Origin of the sequence: Stenotrophomonas sp. ZAC14D2_NAIMI4_6 (assembly GCF_003086875.1) — a bacterium.
Lineage (GTDB): Bacteria > Pseudomonadota > Gammaproteobacteria > Xanthomonadales > Xanthomonadaceae > Stenotrophomonas.
Genome location: NZ_CP025996.1, coordinates 3,142,737 through 3,159,896 on the forward strand (window position 1 = coordinate 3,142,737; position 17,160 = coordinate 3,159,896).

Annotated in this window: 19 protein-coding genes; 7 read left to right on the top strand and 12 right to left on the bottom strand. The window is 67.7% G+C overall.

Annotation, left to right across the window (positions count from 1 at the left end):
• The first annotated feature begins 71 nt into the window (after positions 1-71).
• Both C1933_RS14560 and C1933_RS14565 read left to right on the top strand, forming a co-directional pair.
• Positions 72-2,054, top strand: a complete 1,983-nt coding sequence (locus tag C1933_RS14560; RefSeq protein ID WP_234414736.1) for a catalase — start codon at positions 72-74, stop codon at positions 2,052-2,054.
• A gap of 23 nt (positions 2,055-2,077) precedes the next feature.
• Entirely contained in the window at positions 2,078-2,260 is a 183-nt protein-coding gene (locus tag C1933_RS14565; protein ID WP_108753823.1) for a hypothetical protein, read from the top strand.
• Positions 2,261-2,271: 11 nt separating this feature from the next.
• Here the strand turns inward: C1933_RS14565 and C1933_RS14570 are convergent, their stop codons facing one another.
• The 4 genes from C1933_RS14570 to C1933_RS14585 form a co-directional block, all read right to left on the bottom strand.
• Positions 2,272-2,961, bottom strand: coding sequence for an alpha/beta hydrolase (locus C1933_RS14570; protein WP_108754855.1), 690 nt, complete (start codon positions 2,959-2,961; stop codon positions 2,272-2,274).
• A gap of 26 nt (positions 2,962-2,987) precedes the next feature.
• Positions 2,988-3,791 carry a hypothetical protein gene (locus C1933_RS14575; RefSeq protein WP_108753824.1) on the bottom strand — a complete coding sequence of 268 codons (804 nt, stop codon included), beginning with the start codon at positions 3,789-3,791 and terminating at the stop codon, positions 2,988-2,990.
• A 176-nt stretch (positions 3,792-3,967) separates the two neighbouring features.
• Complete coding sequence (locus C1933_RS14580) at positions 3,968-6,094, bottom strand: methyl-accepting chemotaxis protein (RefSeq protein WP_108753825.1); 2,127 nt, start codon at positions 6,092-6,094, stop codon at positions 3,968-3,970.
• A 112-nt stretch (positions 6,095-6,206) separates the two neighbouring features.
• Positions 6,207-6,566 carry a MerR family transcriptional regulator gene (locus tag C1933_RS14585; protein WP_108753826.1) on the bottom strand — a complete coding sequence of 120 codons (360 nt, stop codon included), beginning with the start codon at positions 6,564-6,566 and terminating at the stop codon, positions 6,207-6,209.
• 77 nt (positions 6,567-6,643) lie between these two features.
• On the opposite strand from C1933_RS14585, the gene C1933_RS14590 reads away from it, so the two are divergent.
• The 3 genes from C1933_RS14590 (at position 6,644) to C1933_RS14600 (ending at position 8,754) form a co-directional block, all read left to right on the top strand.
• Positions 6,644-7,063, top strand: coding sequence for a hypothetical protein (locus C1933_RS14590; protein WP_108753827.1), 420 nt, complete (start codon positions 6,644-6,646; stop codon positions 7,061-7,063).
• Between the two features lie 91 nt (positions 7,064-7,154).
• Positions 7,155-8,111 (top strand): L,D-transpeptidase, encoded by a 957-nt coding sequence (locus C1933_RS14595; protein WP_108754856.1) that lies wholly within the window; start codon positions 7,155-7,157, stop codon positions 8,109-8,111.
• A 4-nt stretch (positions 8,112-8,115) separates the two neighbouring features.
• Complete coding sequence (locus C1933_RS14600) at positions 8,116-8,754, top strand: M23 family metallopeptidase (RefSeq protein ID WP_108753828.1); 639 nt, start codon at positions 8,116-8,118, stop codon at positions 8,752-8,754.
• 11 nt (positions 8,755-8,765) lie between these two features.
• On the opposite strand, the gene C1933_RS14605 is transcribed toward C1933_RS14600, so the two are convergent.
• From C1933_RS14605 to hflK, 7 genes are all read right to left on the bottom strand, one after another.
• Positions 8,766-9,173: a hypothetical protein gene (locus C1933_RS14605; protein ID WP_108753829.1), complete on the bottom strand. Its 408-nt coding sequence runs from the start codon at positions 9,171-9,173 to the stop codon at positions 8,766-8,768.
• Entirely contained in the window at positions 9,136-9,780 is a 645-nt protein-coding gene (locus tag C1933_RS14610; protein ID WP_234414539.1) for a transcriptional regulator, read from the bottom strand. The genes C1933_RS14605 and C1933_RS14610 overlap by 38 nt, the downstream gene beginning before the upstream one ends.
• Positions 9,781-9,842: 62 nt before the next feature.
• Complete coding sequence (locus tag C1933_RS14615) at positions 9,843-10,487, bottom strand: hypothetical protein (RefSeq protein WP_108753831.1); 645 nt, start codon at positions 10,485-10,487, stop codon at positions 9,843-9,845.
• A 125-nt stretch (positions 10,488-10,612) separates the two neighbouring features.
• Complete coding sequence (locus C1933_RS14620) at positions 10,613-11,905, bottom strand: adenylosuccinate synthase (protein WP_108753832.1); 1,293 nt, start codon at positions 11,903-11,905, stop codon at positions 10,613-10,615.
• Between the two features lie 327 nt (positions 11,906-12,232).
• The gene (locus C1933_RS14625) at positions 12,233-12,418 is read right to left on the bottom strand and encodes a DUF2065 family protein (RefSeq protein ID WP_108750746.1); all 186 of its coding nucleotides are present in this window, start codon (positions 12,416-12,418) and stop codon (positions 12,233-12,235) included.
• A gap of 65 nt (positions 12,419-12,483) precedes the next feature.
• Positions 12,484-13,347, bottom strand: a complete 864-nt coding sequence (locus tag C1933_RS14630; protein ID WP_108750747.1) for a protease modulator HflC — start codon at positions 13,345-13,347, stop codon at positions 12,484-12,486.
• Positions 13,344-14,480, bottom strand: coding sequence for an FtsH protease activity modulator HflK (hflK, locus tag C1933_RS14635; protein WP_108753833.1), 1,137 nt, complete (start codon positions 14,478-14,480; stop codon positions 13,344-13,346). Before hflK ends, C1933_RS14630 begins: the two co-directional genes overlap by 4 nt.
• Positions 14,481-14,632: 152 nt before the next feature.
• Here hflK and C1933_RS14640 point away from each other — a divergent pair, with 152 nt between their 5' ends.
• Together C1933_RS14640 and pilH are read left to right on the top strand one after the other, a co-directional pair.
• Positions 14,633-15,628 (top strand): YhdH/YhfP family quinone oxidoreductase, encoded by a 996-nt coding sequence (locus tag C1933_RS14640; protein ID WP_108753834.1) that lies wholly within the window; start codon positions 14,633-14,635, stop codon positions 15,626-15,628.
• Between the two features lie 89 nt (positions 15,629-15,717).
• Positions 15,718-16,089: a twitching motility response regulator PilH gene (pilH, locus tag C1933_RS14645; protein ID WP_005410644.1), complete on the top strand. Its 372-nt coding sequence runs from the start codon at positions 15,718-15,720 to the stop codon at positions 16,087-16,089.
• Positions 16,090-16,182: 93 nt separating this feature from the next.
• Here pilH and C1933_RS14650 read toward each other — a convergent pair whose 3' ends face one another.
• Entirely contained in the window at positions 16,183-17,076 is an 894-nt protein-coding gene (locus C1933_RS14650) for a DnaJ C-terminal domain-containing protein (RefSeq protein WP_108753835.1), read from the bottom strand.
• Between the last annotated feature and the right edge of the window lie 84 nt (positions 17,077-17,160).

Genomic DNA, 17,160 nt, shown 5'->3' on the forward strand with positions numbered 1-17,160 from the left:
AGAAGACCCAGAACCCGCCGCGCGGTGAGGGTGACGAACTGCACCTGCAGGCCGGTGGCACGCACCCGGCCATGACCACCGCCCAGGGTATCCCGGTGGCCGACAACCAGAATTCGCTGCGGCAGGGGCCGCGCGGCCCCACCCTGCTGGAGGATTTCATCCTCCGCGAGAAGATCACCCACTTCGACCATGAGCGCATTCCCGAACGCATCGTGCATGCGCGCGGCACTGCGGCCCATGGCTATTTCCAGTTGACCACGTCGCTGGGCAAGTACACCCGCGCCCGCGTGCTCACCGAGGTGGGCGCGAAGACGCCGGTGTTCACCCGCTTTTCCACCGTGGCCGGCGGTGCCGGCTCGGTCGATACCCCACGCGATGTGCGCGGCTTCGCGGTGAAGTTCTACACGCCGGAAGGCAACTGGGACCTGGTCGGCAACAACATCCCGGTGTTCTTCATCCAGGACGCGATGAAATTCCCCGACCTGGTGCACGCGGTGAAGATGGAGCCGGACCGCGGCTACCCGCAGGCCGGCAGCGCGCACGATACGTTCTGGGATTTCATTTCGCTGATGCCCGAATCGATGCACATGATCATGTGGGCGATGAGCGACCGCGCCATTCCGCGGTCACTGCGCATGATCGAAGGCTTCGGCGTGCACAGCTTCCGCCTGTTGAACGAGGCCGGTGATTCCACCTTCGTCAAGTTCCACTGGCGGCCGAAACTGGGAATCCAGTCCACCGTCTGGGACGAAGCGGTGAAGCTGCAGGCCGCCGACAATGACTTCCACCGTCGCGACCTGTTCGAGGCCATCCAGCGCGGCGACTTCCCCGAATGGGAACTGGCCGTGCAGCTGTTCAGTGAGGAAGATGCCGAGTCGTTCCCGTTCGACCACCTGGACCCGACCAAGATCATTCCCGAATCGCTGGTGCCGCTGCAGGTGATCGGCAGGATGGTGCTGGACCGCTGGCCGGACAACTTCTTTGCCGAAACCGAACAGGTGGCGTTCTGCCCGGCCAACGTGCCGCCGGGCATCGACTTCAGCAACGACCCGCTGCTGCAGGGCCGGTTGTTCTCGTACCTGGATACGCAGCTGACCCGGCTGGGCGGCCCGAACTTCCATCAGATTCCGGTCAATGCGCCCAAGTGCCCCTTCGCCAACCACCAGCGCGATGGGCACATGCAGATGCAGGTGCCGAAGGGGCGCGTGGCCTATGACCCCAGCTCGCTGGAAGACGACAGCCCGCGCGAGACGCAGGCCGGTTTCCGCAGCCACGCCACGGCCGACGACGGACGCAAGGGGCGCACCCGTGCGGAGAGCTTCGCCGACCACTACAGCCAGGCGCGTGCGTTCTTCCGCAGCCTGGAAAAGCCCGAGCAGGCACATCTCGCCTCGTCCCTGGTGTTTGAACTGTCGAAGGTGGAAACCCTGAAGGTGCGCGTGCGCACCGTCAGCCATCTGCGCAACATCGATGAATCGCTGGCCAAGCGCGTGGCCGACGGACTGGCCCTGGTGGAGCTGCCCGAACCTGCGCCGACCGCAACGCCCGCACGCGACATGCCCGCCGTTCCGGAAGTGCGCATCATCGGCCGTACCAAGGACACGCTGCAGGGGCGCTGCATCGGCATCCTGTTCGACGAAGGCTCGGACGCGGGGTTGATCGCCAGCCTGCGCAAGGCCGCACAGAAGGTCGGCGCCGAGGTGAAGCTGCTCGCGCCGAAGGTAGGCGGTGCGCGCCTGAGCGACGGCAAGGTGCAGGCCGCCGACGGCCAGTTGGCCGGCACGCCGTCGGTGCTGTTCGATGCGGTGGCGGTGGTGCTCAGCGCTGACGCCGCCAAGGCACTGGTCAAGGAAGCGGCCGCCGTGGAGTTCGTCAGCCATGCCTGGGCCCATCTGAAGGCAATCGCCAGCGATGCGGGCGGCCAGGCGCTGTTGAAGGCTGCACGCGTGGGCAACGATGCCGGCATCGTCGAGGCCGAGGACGCCAAGGGTTTCCTGGCTGTCGCGGCCACCCGCCAATGGGCGCGCGAACCCAAGCTGCGCCTGCTGGCCTGAATCTTCCTCCCCGGAGAAACGACATGTCCCAGGGTGACAAATCCGCGTACACCGACAAGCAGAAGCGCCAGGCCGCGCACATCGAAGAAAGCGAACGCGAGCGCGGCGCCAGCAAAAGCACGGCCGAGCGTATTGCCTGGGCCACCGTGAACAAGCAGGACGGCGGTGGCAAGCGCAGTGGCAGTGGCCGCAAGGACCACCGCTAGCGAACGGCGCGTCAGCCCGGCAGGGCCTTCACCCAGTTGGACACCACGGTGGCGGCCGCGTCGGTGCGCGCCTGCAGCAGCAGGTGTGGCCCTTCCAGGGTGACATGCCGGGCGTCCGGCAGCAGCGCCTGCAGTTCGGCCACGCTTGGCGGCCACAGCAGGCGGTCCTGGCGGGCCTGCAGGCACAACGTGGGCACTGCAATGCGCGGCAGCGCCTGCCGCGCATCCACGCGCAGGGTGGCGGCAGCACGCTGGCGCAGCGTGGCTGCTGGCACCTGGGCAAGCGCCAGGCGCAGCTCACGCACGGTCTGCCGGCTGCGCCAGCGCCCCAGCAAGAGCCGCGACAGCAGCAGCAACGGTGGCATCGGCCACGCCGGCAGTGGCCAGGCGGGCGCGAGCAACGCTGCACCGGCAGCCGGAACCGGCAACGGCCGGCGCGCGAAGGTGGTGCACAGTGCCAGTCCGCGCAGCGCGGGTGGCGCCTCGGCCGCCAACTGCATGGCCAACGGGCCGGCGAAGGATTCACCCAGCAGCACGAACGGCTGGCTGGGCAGCTGCGGGCGCAGCAGCTGCAGCAGGCTGGCGTAGTCCTGCGGGCCGTTGCTGGGCAAAGCCAGCGCGCGGGTTGGCACACCGTGCGCGCGGACGGCGGCCAGGAACGCGACCGACAGGTGGCCGGTGCCATCCAGCCCCGGCAACATCACCAGGCAGGGCGGCACCGGGCCGGTCAACGTTGCGCCCCCGGCGCGGGTGCGGCCGGCGCCGGCGTGCGCACCGCGACCGGCAGCGCCTGCAGCTTGCGCACGGCGGCGATCGGAATCGCTTCGGCACGCCGCTGCTGTGGCCACCAGACAAACAGGAACGCGCTGCTGGAACCGAGCAGGCGTGCGGTGCCCGGCAACGGTGCTGCATCGCCATTGAGCTGCAGCTGCACGACTTCGCCGCGCCCGTGGTTGCGGATCTGCTCGCCGCGCACCATCACATAGTTCGCCGCGCCGACGGCCATGAACCCGGCCACACCCAGGGTCATCGCGGTGAGGGCGCGCAGCCCCACTCCATCCCAGCTGGTCAGCACCGAGCGCGACAGCGCCACCCGCCACAGCATGCTGCGCTGGCGCAGCGTCTGCAGCTTGGCCGCATTGCGCGCGCGCAGGGTGTCGGGCCAGCTAACCAGCAGCACCAGCAACACGCCCAGCAGCAGCAACAGCACGTAGGCGGGGTCGCGCATGCCGGCCACCAGGAAGTCGCTGGGCTGCATGTAATCCAGGATCGACAGTTCAAAGCCTTGGTAGAACCAGAAACTGCACCACAGGCCCAGCAGTGACACCAGCAGATAGGCCACGGTGAACAGCAGCGCCGGTTCGCGGCGCATGCGCCGCAGGGCCCTCATCACCAGGGAATCATCGTCGCCACGGGTCAGCGGCAGCATCGACCAGTCGGTCGGTGGCTCGCGCGCGGCAACGGCTACGACCTCGATATCCTGCAGCCGTGGCACATCGCCATAGGCCGGTTCCGGTTCCCTGCTGTCCATGCGCGATCCCCCTTTGCCCCCGAGCATCGCCGAAAACGGCGCCCGGCGGTAGAGTCGAGCTTGCTCGACTGCCTGCGCGGGTAGATCAAGAGCAGTCGAGCAAGCTCGACTCTACGTTCTTGACCGCCGCAGTCCCGGTAGAGTCGAGCAAGCTCGACTCTACCGGGGGCGGCCGGTCAGGCCGCGCGCGCCACCGCAGCGCGGGCAGCGGTGCCCTGCTCCAGCTGGAACACCGCGACCGACGTGGCCAGCGCTTCGGCCTGTTCTTCCAGCGCGCGGCTGGCCGCGGTGGCTTCTTCCACCAGTGCGGCGTTCTGCTGGGTCACCTGGTCCATCTGCACCACCACCTGGTTGACCTGCTCGATGCCGGCGGCCTGTTCCTTGCTGGCCGCGGCAATATCGCTCATCAACTGGTTGGTGCGTGCGCTGGCCTGGGCCAGGCGCGCGATTGCGGCCTGCGATTCCACCGTCACGTCCAGGCCGCTGCGCACCTTGGCCGCCGAATCGTCGATCAATTCCTTGATCTCCTTGGCGGCCACGCCGGCGCGCTGGGCCAGGGTGCGCACTTCACTGGCCACCACGGCAAAGCCACGCCCCTGCTCGCCGGCACGCGCCGCTTCCACGGCGGCATTGAGCGCCAGGATGTTGGTCTGGAACGCGATGCCGTCGATGGTGGCGGAGATTTCCGAGATACGTGCCGAGGACTGGTCGATTTCACCCATCACCGTCGCCATCTGCGCCATGGCCTGTTCGGTGGCACGCACCGCGGCACCGGCCGCATGGGCTTCGCTGTCGGCCTGGCGGGCCAGCTCGGCATTCTGCCGCACGGTCGAGGTCAGCTCTTCCATCGAAGCCGCTGCTTCTTCCAGATTGGCCGCCTGCTGTTCAGTACGGCGCGACAGGTCACTGTTGCCGGCGGCCAGTTCCTGCGCCGCGTTGTTGATGCTGCCGGCCGCATCCTGGATGCCGCGCACGATGCCGGTCAGCTGCGCGGTGGTGGTGTTGGCATCGTCGCGCATGCGCGCGAACACGCCCTGGTACTGGCCCTCCATGCGCGCGGTCAGGTCGCCCTGGGCAATGGCCTGCAGCACGTCGGACACGTCGGAAATGCTGGACTGCGAGCTGGCCATCATCGCGTTCAGATGCTCGACCATGGCCTGGTACTGGAACTGGAACGCAGCGGCATCGCCACGCACGCTGAAATCGCCGGCGCCCGCTGCACGGGCCAGGCCGTCGATCTGCGCACTGATGGCCATCAGGCTCTGCTTCACCGCAGCCAGGGTGCGGGTAAACTCGCCCTTCTCGCCCGGGTACTGCGGCAGATCACGGCTGAGATCGCCAATTGCGTAGCGCTGCATGACTTCGGCCATCAGCAGTTCCACCTGCACGTGCGATTCCACCAGCGTGTTGGTGGCCTGCACCATGCGGCCGAAGTCGCCGGGGAAGGCGCTGGCGTCCATGCGGTAACGGATCGCGCCGGCCTCGTGCTGCTCGGCCATCTGCAGCTGCGCGCCGATGGCGGCCTGCACGCTCTGCCGCACGCTGGCCATGGCCTCGCCCAGCTGGGTCAGCTCATCGCGGCCACCCGGACGGAATTCCTGGTCCAGTTCGCCCTTGGACAGGCGCTGGGCCAACTGCACGGCACGCGCCAGCGGCGCGGTCATGCTGCGACCGATCATCATCGAAGCCGCAATGCCGACCAGCAGCGCAACGCCGCCCAGCACCAACAACTGCAGCAGGCTGCGCTCGCCCAGGCGGATGGCTTCGGCGGCCGCTTCGCGGCTTTCCTTTTCCTCGTAGGCCACGCCATCGGCCAGGGCCTGGTTCCAGCCATTGGCTGCTTCCTGCACCGGACCCAGGGTCAGGGCTACCGCGCCGGGGAAATCGCCCTGCGACATCAGCTCGCTGGTCTGCTTGTTGAGGGGCCGTGCGATGGCGCGCTTTGCCACGATGGCCTCGCCAATCGCCTTGCCGTCGGCATCACCGGGCAGCGCCTGGTAGCGGGTCCAGCTGGTTTCGTAGCGCTTGACCAGGTCGGCAATGCGCTGCTCGTCGGCCTCGCGCGCATCGCCCTGGCGGATCAGCATTTCGCGGCGCACGACCATCATCTGGTTGTTGGCGTCCAGCATTTCCGAGAGCAGCCGCACCTTGGCCACGCTCACGTCCACCACCTGCTGCATGGCGTGCTTCTGCACGGCAGTGGCGGTGGCACCGGTGGCGACCACGGCCGCGACCAGCAACAACAGCAGGCCAAAGCCAAGGCCAAGGCGCCAGGCAACCCTGACGTTCCTCAAGTAGTTCATCGATGCATCCAAAAACGTGGGGGGTCCGACCTTATCGGCCCGCCCTCACGCCGCCTTGACGCGCGCAGTGTGAACGCTTCCGGTGCCGTTCACGTTGTGCGGCCGGTTCACCTCAGCCGGCGCTGGGCTGCAGCGGGCAGGCACTGGCCAGGCGGCCGGCCAGGTCATCGCGCAGCGCGCTGAGGGCATGGATGCGCGCATCGATGTCGGCCAGCTTCTGCTGCAGGGCGATGGCCAGCAGTGCGCCGGCATCCTCCTGCTGCCACAGCGCGGGCAGGCGCTGGCCGATCTCGGCCAGGGTGAAGCCCAACTGCTGTGCGGTGCGGATGTAGTGCACCAGCATCGCCGTTTCCGGCGGGTAGTCGCGGTAGCCGTTGCCCAGCCGGCGGGCGCCGATCAGGCCCTGCTTCTCGTAGAAGCGCAGTGCTTCGCGGGACAGCCCGCAGGCCTGGGCCAGTTCGCCGATGCGCATGGATTCTCCAACAAAGCTTGACCTTGAAGTTTACTTCAGGCCTGACAGTGGGCGCTCTTTCAGAGAACGAGTACTCCATGCAGCTCCCCTCCTATCTGCGAATCGTCCGTGCCAGCGCCGCCTACGACCTGCTGGTCACCCTGCCCTTCGCGCTGCCCTGGGGCTTTTCCGCCGTGCATGCGGCCATGGCCGCGCTGGCCGCCGCCTGGTCGCTGCCCGGCACGGTGCCCGCGCTGGACCCGCTGCACATGTTGCTGGCCAACCTGCTGGGATCGGTCGTGGTGGTGTGGTCACTGGCGCGCTGGTGGGCGCCCAGCGCGTTGATGGGGCGTCTGGATGCCGTTGCACGCGGCTTGTTTGCTGTCTGGCAGGTGTACGCCGTGGTACACGGGGCCAGCAGCATCGTGCTGCTGTTCACCGCGGCCGAAGTGGCGTTCGGCGTACTGCAGCTGCAACGGATTGCGCGGCCTGCGGTCGAGAAGGCAGACACGCCCTGACCGTCCCGCTTCACAGACCCAAGGCGGCGCGTTCACGCAGGCTGGCCGCGGGGCACAGGCATGGTGGATGCGTACCCCGCCGGAGTTTTCCATGCTTTCACCCCGTGTAGCCGTCCTTGCGCTCTCGTTGTTGGCCAGCCCTGTGTTCGCGCAGGCGCCACCCGCCGGTCTGCCCGCGCCCATTGCCGAACAGGCCGGCCCGGACACCGCATTGCGCTCGCCGCTGCACGCGCAGGTACTGCTGGACCGCGCCAATTTTTCGCCCGGCCAGATCGATGGCGAAGTGGGCAGCAACCAGCGCCGTGCGGTGTCGGGCTTCCAGGCGGCGCACGGGTTGACGGTGACCGGCGAACTGGACGATGCCACCTGGAAGGCGCTGCAGGCCGATGCCACCGCGCCCCTGACCAGCTACACGCTGACCGCCGAAGACGTGGCCGGTCCGTTCCAGCCGGTACCGAAGACACCTGCTGCGCAGTCCAAGCTGAAGGCCCTGGGCTATGCCAGCGTGGAAGAAGCGCTGGGCGAGCGCTTCCACGCCTCGCCCGAGCTGCTGAAAGCGCTGAACCCCGGCGTGGACCTGGGCAAGGCCGGCAATCGCATCCAGGTACCCAACATCGCCCCGGCGCCGCTGGCGAAAGCGGCCAAGGTGCTGATCGACAAATCCGATTCCACCCTGCAGCTGCTGGATGCGCAGGGCAAGGTGATCGCGCAGGTGCCGGTGTCTTCGGGCAGCGAGCACGATCCACTGCCGATCGGCGAATGGAAGATCCTCGGCGTGTTCCGCGACCCGCCGTTCCACTACAACCCGAAGCTGTTCTGGGATGCGCGCAAGGGCGACAAGAAGGCGACGCTGCCGCCGGGTCCGAACAATCCGGTTGGCCGGGTCTGGATCGATCTGTCCAAGCCGCACTACGGCCTGCACGGCACCCCCGAACCCGGACACGTGGGCAAGACCGAATCGCATGGCTGCGTGCGCATGACCAACTGGGATGCGCTGCGCGTGGCCGATGCGGTGGACGAATCGGTGCCCGTGGTGATGCAGGAGTAATGCCATGCGGCTTTCGCAGCTGATCGTGCTGGGGGTGGTGTTCGGCCTGGGGTTGGGATGGTGGCTGCGGCGTGATGCCGAGCCTGCGCGTGCTTTCGTACCAGCGCCAACGCAGGCCACGGCGCAGAACGCGCCAGCGGCGTTGGCTGCGCCTGCGCCGGCCACTGCGCCGACGCCCGCGCCCACCGTGGCGCCAACCGCTGCCGCCGCCGCTGCGCAACCGATCGGCCTGCTGCTACCGGTGCAGGGCGTGCAGCGCGCGCAGTTACGCGACACCTTCACCGATGCGCGCAGCGAAGGCCGCGTGCACGATGCCATCGACATCATGGCGCCGGCCGGCACACCGGTACTGGCGGTGGCCGACGGTACGGTGGAAAAGCTGTTCGACAGCGAACGCGGTGGCCTGACCGTCTACCAGTTCGAACCCAGCGGGCAATGGTGCTACTACTACGCGCACCTGCAGCGTTACGCCGACGGCCTGATGGAAAAGCAGGCGATCAAGCGCGGCGATGTGATCGGTTATGTGGGCAGCACCGGCAATGCCAGCGCCGATGCCCCGCACCTGCATTTCGAGGTGCATGTGCTGGGGCCGGAGAAGCAGTGGTGGAAGGGTGAATCGATCAACCCGTACCCGTTGTTCTAAAGCCCGCTGTTCTAGAGCCCAGAAGCAACCCGCACCGCCTCGCACGCGGCAATCAGGTCTTCGACCAGGCGACCGCTGACATCCAGCTCGCCCTCGTACTCGGCCAGGTTGCGCTGCTGGTGGCACTTGTCCAGCACGCGCCAGACCTCCGGGCCCACGCCCAAGGTGTGCTTCAGTGACTGGAACACGATGTAGCGGTTGCTGGGCCGGTAGCCCTGCCCGCGCAGTGCCGCCAGGCTCAGCGCGTGGGCCGCGTTGTAGGCCAGGTCGAAGCGGCTTTCCAGCGAAAGCGTGCCATTGCGTGCATCGCGCAGGCGCGCCAGGCCGGAACGCTGCAGTCCCTCGATCTCGCGCGCGTCCGGCGGCTCCAGCGAAAGCGGTTTACCCGGCCCGACCAGATTCTGCAAAGGCGAGGTCATCCTTTCCTCCAATCACCCACAGCTTGGGTTGTTCCAGCACCCGCTGCAGGAAGGCATTGCCTTTGCGCAGGCGCTCGCTCAGTTCTTCGTGCGTGTACAGCGTCGGATTCACGGGACGCCCCAGGCGTTCCTCCAGCGGGTCCAGCGCGGTCATCAGGTCAGCATAGCCCAAGGTATTGGACACCAGCAGCAGATCGATGTCGCTGTGTGCGGTGTCGCTGCGCTTGGCCACTGATCCGTACACGAATGCGCAGGTGATCTGGCTCTGCAGCGGCTGCAATGCGTCGCGCAGCGGACCGGCCAGGCCCACGGTCTTGTGCACCAGCGACACCAGTTCGGCGTGGATGGGCGACTGCGCGTTGGCCCGGTAGCGCTTCTGGTTGCCCACCTTGCGTTGGTTCACCAGACCGCTGGCGACCAGCTTGGCCACTTCGCGCTGCACGGCGCCCGAGCCGGCGCCACTGCCGCTGATCAGTTCGGAAATGCTGAAATCGCTGCGGTCCTGACCGAACAGCAGGGCCAGCACCCGTTGCTGGGTCTGGGTGAACAGCGCGTCGGCCAGGCCGATGGGGCCGGATGAAGAGGCAGTGGCGGCGGATATACCCATATTGGGCATTATTGTGCCCATATTGGGTATTTGGCAAGTGCCTCGCCAGGCATGGCCCGGCGCTACCGGGCGGATACGCGGCGGCGCCAGCGGCGCAGGGCGATGCTGGCGATCGCCAGCCCGGCGCCGACGATCAGCAGGCCCAAGGCCAGCGGCTGCCAGAAGAAGAACGGCCACAACCAGACGTAATCCAGATCGGTCAGCTTCAGCACGTCCATTGGCGGCAACAACTCCACCGAAGCCGCACGTCCAGCCAGCGCCGGCTCGACATCCAGCACGGTCACCCGCAACCAGGAACGGCCGCGCGGCAGCGCATCGCCGCGGCCGTAACCGAAGTACGCGTCAAACAGTCCCCCGCCCGCGATGGTTTCCAGCCGGCGCACGACGTCCGTGGTCGGAGGGCCGGCACGTACGCTGGTGCGGAACTGCGCCTGCTGTGTGGGGGTTTCCACGCTGAAGCGCACCGTGGGGTCCAGCGCCGGATCCGCTGCTTCGGGCAGATAGCGCAGGCGCAGCCGCAGGCGATCATCAATGAAGCGGTAGACCGTCACCTGTGCAGAGGCGCCCGGCTGCAAGCGCAGCGGCAGCGTCTGCGTGCGAGACGCGAGGTGGTTGGCGACCGCGCCCACCAGCAGCACAAGGCAGGCCAGCCCCCACAGGCTCCACAACACCCACAGGGTGACCCGCGCGACCGTCTCGCCCTTCACCGTTGTCCTCGTCATTGCACTACGTCCCTGCAGGCATGGCCCACACAGTAACGAAAAAGCCCCGCATGCGCGGGGCTTCTCCTTGCAACGACGCCGGGCCTGGCCCGGCGCTACCGGTCAATCGCTCAGGCGAACGGGTCCTGCAACACCATGGTGTGGTCGCGGTCCGGGCCGGTGGAGACGATGCTGATCGGGCAGCCGGCCAGCTCTTCCAGCGAACGCAGGTAGGCGCGTGCGGCCGGCGGCAGGTCGTCCCAGTTGGTGATGCCGTGGGTGTTCTCGCTCCAGCCCGGGAACTCCAGGTACACCGGGGTGCAGTCTTCCCAGCCCTGCGCGTCCAGCGGCGCGTACTCGGTACGCTTGCCGTTGTATTCGTAGGCAATGCAGACCTTCAGCTTTTCCATGCCGTCCAGCACGTCCAGCTTGGTGATGCACAGGCCGCTGATGCCGTTGATGGCCACGGCGCGCTTCAGCGCGACGATGTCCATCCAGCCGCAGCGACGCGGGCGACCGGTGGAGGCACCGTATTCGGCGCCGCGGTCACGGATGCCCTGGCCGATTTCATCGTCCAGCTCGGTCGGGAACGGGCCGCCGCCGACGCGGGTGGCGTAGGCCTTGGCGATGCCCAGCACGTAGTCGATCGAATCGGCGCCCACGCCGGTACCGGCCAGCGCACCACCGACGGTGGTGTTGGAGCTGGTGACGTACGGGTAGGTGCCGTGGTCGATGTCCAGCAGGGCGCCCTGCGCGCCTTCGAACAGCACGCGCTTACCCTGCTTGCGCAGGTCGTGCAGGATGCCGGCCACGTCGGACTTCATCGGCTGCACGTATTCGCCGAAGGCCAGCGCTTCGTCGTAGGTCTTCTGGAAATCGACCGCTTCGGTGCCCAGGTACTTGGTCAGCACGAAGTTGTGGTAATCCAGCGCGGTGCGCAGCAGTTCTTCCAGCTGCTTGGGGTAATGCAGGTCGGCGATGCGGATGCCGCGACGCGCCACTTTGTCTTCGTAGGCCGGGCCGATGCCGCGACCGGTGGTGCCGATCGCCTTGCCACCGGCAGCGCGCTCGCGCGCCTGGTCCAGGGCGATGTGGTACGGCATGATCAGCGGCGCGGCCGGGGAGATCTTCAGGCGCGAACGCACTTCCACGCCAGAGGTTTCCAGCTCGGCGATTTCCTTCTGCAGTGCGGCCGGCGAGATCACCACGCCGTTGCCGATCAGGCACAGCGCATCGTCACGCAGGATGCCCGACGGGATCAGGTGCAGGACGGTCTTCTTGCCGTTGATGACCAGCGTGTGGCCGGCATTGTGGCCGCCCTGGAAGCGCACGACGGCGCCGATTTCCTCAGTGAGCAGATCGACGATCTTGCCCTTGCCTTCATCGCCCCACTGGGCACCCAACACTACGACAGACTGACCCATGACGGGCTCCTCGATTTTGTTGCGGCCATCGGGGCCGCGGACGGTTGACCCGTGGCGAGGCTGGCCAGCGCGTGGGTGGCGGCTCCAAACGGGGAGCGGCCGGCGATGGATGGCCCAGACACGGAAAAAGCCGAACGGGGAGGCCCGTCCGGCTTTTGTGCATTATCCGGGTTTCCGGGGTCCGCTGCCACCCTTCCGACGGACGGCTTCACCGGCCGGTCAGGCGCCCCGCCCGGTCGCGCCGGCCGCTGGCCGGCAATGCCAACCAAGGTTGGCATCTACCAAAGCAAGACCACGCATGTGAACGCAGGCGGCCCGGCAGGCCCTTCAGTGCCGGGCCCACCACAGCAGGCTCAGGCCGGCCAGCAGCACCAGCCCGCCGAAGCTGCGCAGGGCCGGGCTGGGCAGGTCCAGCAGGCGCTCGGCCATGCGCTTCCAGGCCAGCGGCGCGGCGAACAGCAGCAGCCCTTCCAGCACGGCCACCAGGCAGAGGGCGGCGAACAGGTCTTTCATGGGGGTACTCCGGAAAAAGCACGGGGCCCGGCTGTTGGCCGGGCCCCGTGGGTCATGCGTGAAACTCAGCGGTCGTTCTTCAGGTACTGCAGGAACGGGTCGTTCTTGTCCAGCACGATCACGCCGTTACCGTCGGTCATGGAGCCACGGTAGGCCTCCAGGCTGCGGTAGAACGCATAGAACGACGGGTCGGCAGCGCCGGCCTGGCCGTAGATGCGTGCGGCATCGGCATCGCCTTCACCGCGCAGGCGCTGGGCATCACGCTCGGCCTCGGCGATCAGCACGGTGCTGTCGCGGTCGGCCTGGGCGCGGATGGTCAGCGACTGCTCTTCGCCCTCGGCGCGCAGCTTGGCCGCTTCCTGCTTGCGCTGGGCGCGCATGCGCTCGTACACGTCGTTGATCACCTGGCTGTCGGTCGGCAGGTCCACCTGCTTGATGCGCAGGTCGATCATCTGCATGCCCAGCCCGGCCACCGCTTCGTTGATGCCCTTGAGCTGTTCGGCAATCAGTTCGCTGCGGTCGCCGGAGACCAGCTGCTGCAGGGTGCGCGAGTTGATCTGGTTGCGCAGCGAATCGGTGATGATCGGCGCCAGGCGGGCATTGGCCACGCGCGGGTCGCCACCGGTGGCACGGAAGTAGTCGCCCACGTTGGAGATGTAGCCGATGGCGAAGAAGTCGACGCTGACGTCCTTCTGTTCGGCGGTGAAGTAACGTGCCGGGGCGGTGTCCAGCACCTGGAAGCGGCGATCGAACACACGCACCGTCTCCACCACCGGCAGTTTGAAGTGCAGGCCCGGCTTGATGTCCGAACGGACCACCTTGCCCAGGTTCAGCACCATCGCCGTCTGGTCTTCACGCACCACATAGACCGAGCCCAGCAGGCCCAGCAGGGCCGCTACGGCGACCGCAATCCACATCGAACTTCTCATCGGCTGCCCTCCTCACGGCCACTGGGTCGCCCGGTCGGGCGGCCGACCGGCCGGCCCGGGTCACGGGAAGCTTCCACCGCCGTGGCGCCCGGCAGCGACGGCATCACCACCTCCGGGTTCACCACCGGGGCCGGCGCCGAGGCGCTGGGGCGGGTATCGCCGGTCATCGGCACGTAGATCAGCTGGCGGCCATCGCCACCGATCACCTTGCGGTTCTCGCTCAGCACCTGCTGCACGGTCTCCAGCCACAGGCGCTTGCGGGTGACTTCCGGGGCGTTCTTGTACTGGGCCTGCAGCAGGCTGAAGCGCTGCGCATCACCCTCGGCCTTGGACACCACGGCCTGCTTGTAGCCTTCGGCGGTGGTACGGGCACGCGAGGCCTGGCCACGCGCTTCGGGCACCACCTTGGCGGCGTAGGCCTGGGCCTCGTTGATCAGGCGTTCCTTGACCTGCTGGGCGCCGTTGACCTCGTCGAAGGCCGGCTTGACCTCTTCCGGCGGACGGGCGTCCTGCAGGGTCAGGCCGGTCACGGTCAGGCCGGTCTTGAACGCCTTCAGCAGCGCCTGCAGGCGTTCTTCGGCGGCCACGGCCAGCGGACCACGGTTGTTCAGCACGGCATTGAGGTCGGCACGGCCGACTTCCTCACGCACCGCGCTCTGCGCCGACTGCTCCAGCACCTGGTTGGCATCGACCGTGCCGAACAGGTACTGCTGCGGGTCGTCGATGCGGTACTGCACGTTCAACGAGACATTGACGATGTTCTCGTCGCGGGTCAGCACCGGTACCTGGATCGAGAAGGTCTTGATCTCGGTGGCGTTGACCTTGGTGACCGACTCGATCGGCCACGGCAGCTTGAAGTTCGGGCCAGGGGTCAAGATGCGCGAGAACTGGCCAAAGCGCAGCACCACGCCGCGCTGCTGTTCGCCGATCAGCTGGAAGCTGGAGAACAGCACCAGCAGCACCACGGCCGCCGCCACCCAACGCAGGATGCCCCCGTCGAACAGATCCTTCAGCGGCCCGGGCAGACCGCCCCAGCCACCGCCATTGCCACCGCCGCGTGACCGGAACGGCCCACGTCGATTGTCCTCGGGGCCTTGTCCGCCCTTGTTGCCGCCGGGTGTATTCCAGGCCATGCACGCTCCATCAAGATATGGGCTGCGACGCGGGCCCTTCCCGCAACGCCAGCCGTGAACCATCTCCGATCATACAAGATGGGGCGGACCGGCAGGATTGAAAGGGTGGTGACGCGGTAAGGTTGTGTTTTCCTCGAAGTCAGGCAACGCCGATGGCCCCCACCCCTCCGTTCACCGCCTTCCGGATCGAAAACGACAGTGCCGGCTACCGCAGCGGCCTGACCCAGCTGGGCGTGGACGACCTCAACCCCGGCCAGGTGCTGATCCGCGCCCACTGGTCATCGGTGAACTACAAGGACGCCCTGGCCGGCACTGGCAAGGGCCGGATCCTGCGGCGCTTCCCGCTGGTGGGGGGCATCGACGTGGCCGGCACCGTGGTGGCTTCCAGCGACCCGGCCTGGCGCGAGGGCGATGCGGTGCTGGCCACCGGCTGCGGCCTGAGCGAGACCCGCGACGGCGGCTACAGCCAGTACGTGCGCCTGGAATCGAGCGCGGTGATCGCTCAACCCAGCGGCCTGACCCCGCGCGAGGCCATGGTGCTGGGCACCGCCGGCTTCACCGCCGCGCTGGCGCTGCTGCGCCTGCAGGACAACCGGCAGACCCCCGGGCACGGTCCGCTGGCAGTCACCGGCGCCAGTGGCGGTGTGGGCGCGCTGGCCGTGGATATCTTCAGCCGCGCCGGCTACAGCGTGCATGCCATCAGCGGCAAGCCCGAACAGGCGGGGTTCCTGCGCGACATTGGTGCGGCCGAGGTGCTGCAGCGTGACGCATTGGCTGATACCGCCCCGCTGCAGTCGGCCCGCTTCGGCGGCGGCCTGGACAATGCCGGCGGCCCGATGCTGGCCAGCCTGCTGGCGCAGACCGTGCCCTACGGCAGCGTGGTCAGCGCCGGCCTGGCCGCCAGCCCGGCGTTGGAGATGACGGTCATGCCGTACATCCTGCGCGGCGTGTCGCTGCTGGGGGTGTCCTCGGCCAACGCCCCGCGCGATCTGCGCGAAGCGGTGTGGGCCAAGCTTGGCGGCGCATGGAAGCCGCAGCACCTGGACCGCATCTGCACCGCTGAAGTGGGCCTGGACGAACTGCCCGGCGTGTTCGAACGCATGCTGGCCGGCGGGTCGCTGGGGCGCACGGTGGTGCGGATCGACTGAGCGTTGCAGGCAGGCGACGGACGGCAGGGCGCGGCCCTCCCGCCATCACGTTGCCCGCACTACACTGCGGGCAACACATGGGGAACAACATGGCACGCATTCTGATCGTCGACGATTCACCGTCGCAGCTGTTGGGGATACAGCGCATCGTCGAGAAGCTCGGGCACCAGATCCTGACCGCCACCGATGGCGCGGCCGGCGTGGAAACCGCCAAGGCCGAGCTGCCTGACCTGGTGCTGATGGACGTGGTGATGCCCAACCTCAATGGCTTCCAGGCCACCCGCACGCTGGCCCGCGACGAGGCCACCCGGCATATTCCGGTGATCCTGGTCACCACCAAGGACCAGGACACCGACCGCATGTGGGGCATGCGCCAGGGCGCCAAGGCCTACATCACCAAGCCGTTCTCGGAAGACGAACTGTCCGAAGTGCTGGAGCGGGTGTTCGCCGGCCAGGGCTGAACCCGTTTCTGTAGAGTCGAGCCATGCTCGACTGCTCTTGGTTGCAGCAGTCGAGCATGGCTCGACTCTACATTTCATAGCGCCAGGGCGATCTCAGATCGTTTCGCCGAACGCCTTGGCCAGGTTGCGATAGGCCTTCTTCTGCGCATCGTCGGTCGCGGCCGGGGCCACGATCTCCAGCTCCACGATCTGGTCGCCGTCGGGGTTGCCCGGCAACCCTCGACCGCGCAGGCGCAGCTTGCGGCCGGCATCGGAATCGGCCGGGATCTTCAGCTCCACGCTACCGCCCAGGGTCGGCACGCTGATGCTGGTCCCCAGCGCCGCCTGCCAGGGCGTCACCTGCAGGGTGTACAGAATATTGCGCCCGTCCACCTCGAACTGCGGGTGCGCGGCATATTCCACTTCCAGCAACAGGTTGCCGCCGTGGTTGCCCTGCCCGGCCAGGCGGATCACCTGCCCCGGCCGGATACCCTTGGGCACGCGCACGTCCAGCTGCCGGCCATTGACCGTGATGCGCAGGCTGTCGCCCTTGTAGGCCGCTTCCAGCGGTACCGACAGCTTGGCCCGGGTATCGCGGTTGGGCGCGTGGCCCTGGCTGCTGAAGCCCGGGGCGGCGCCCGGCCCCTGGCCGCCGCGCTGGCGTGCGAACAGGCTTTCGAAGAAATCGCTGAAGCCGCCGCCGGCACCACCGCCGCCGCCGAACACTTCCTCGAAGTTGAAACCGCCGCCACCATAGTTGGGCGGCACGTTGAATTCCTCGCCGGGCCGGTAGCCCTGCGCGCGCAGCTGGTCATAGGCCGCGCGCTTTTCGGGGTCGCGCAGCGCCTCGTAGGCCTCGTTCACCGCCTTGAACTTGTCTTCCGCCCCGGCCTCCTTGCTGACGTCCGGGTGGTACTTGCGTGCCAGGCGGCGATAGGCGGTCTTGATTTCCGCATCGCCCGCGCTCGGCTCCACCCCCAGGGTGGCGTAGTAATCCTTGAATTCCATCCAGCTACCTCGATCTGCTTCGGCCGCGCCGGTGGCGCCGCCCCGGGTTCATTCTACGCGCCGGCGATGCTACGCCGCGCACCG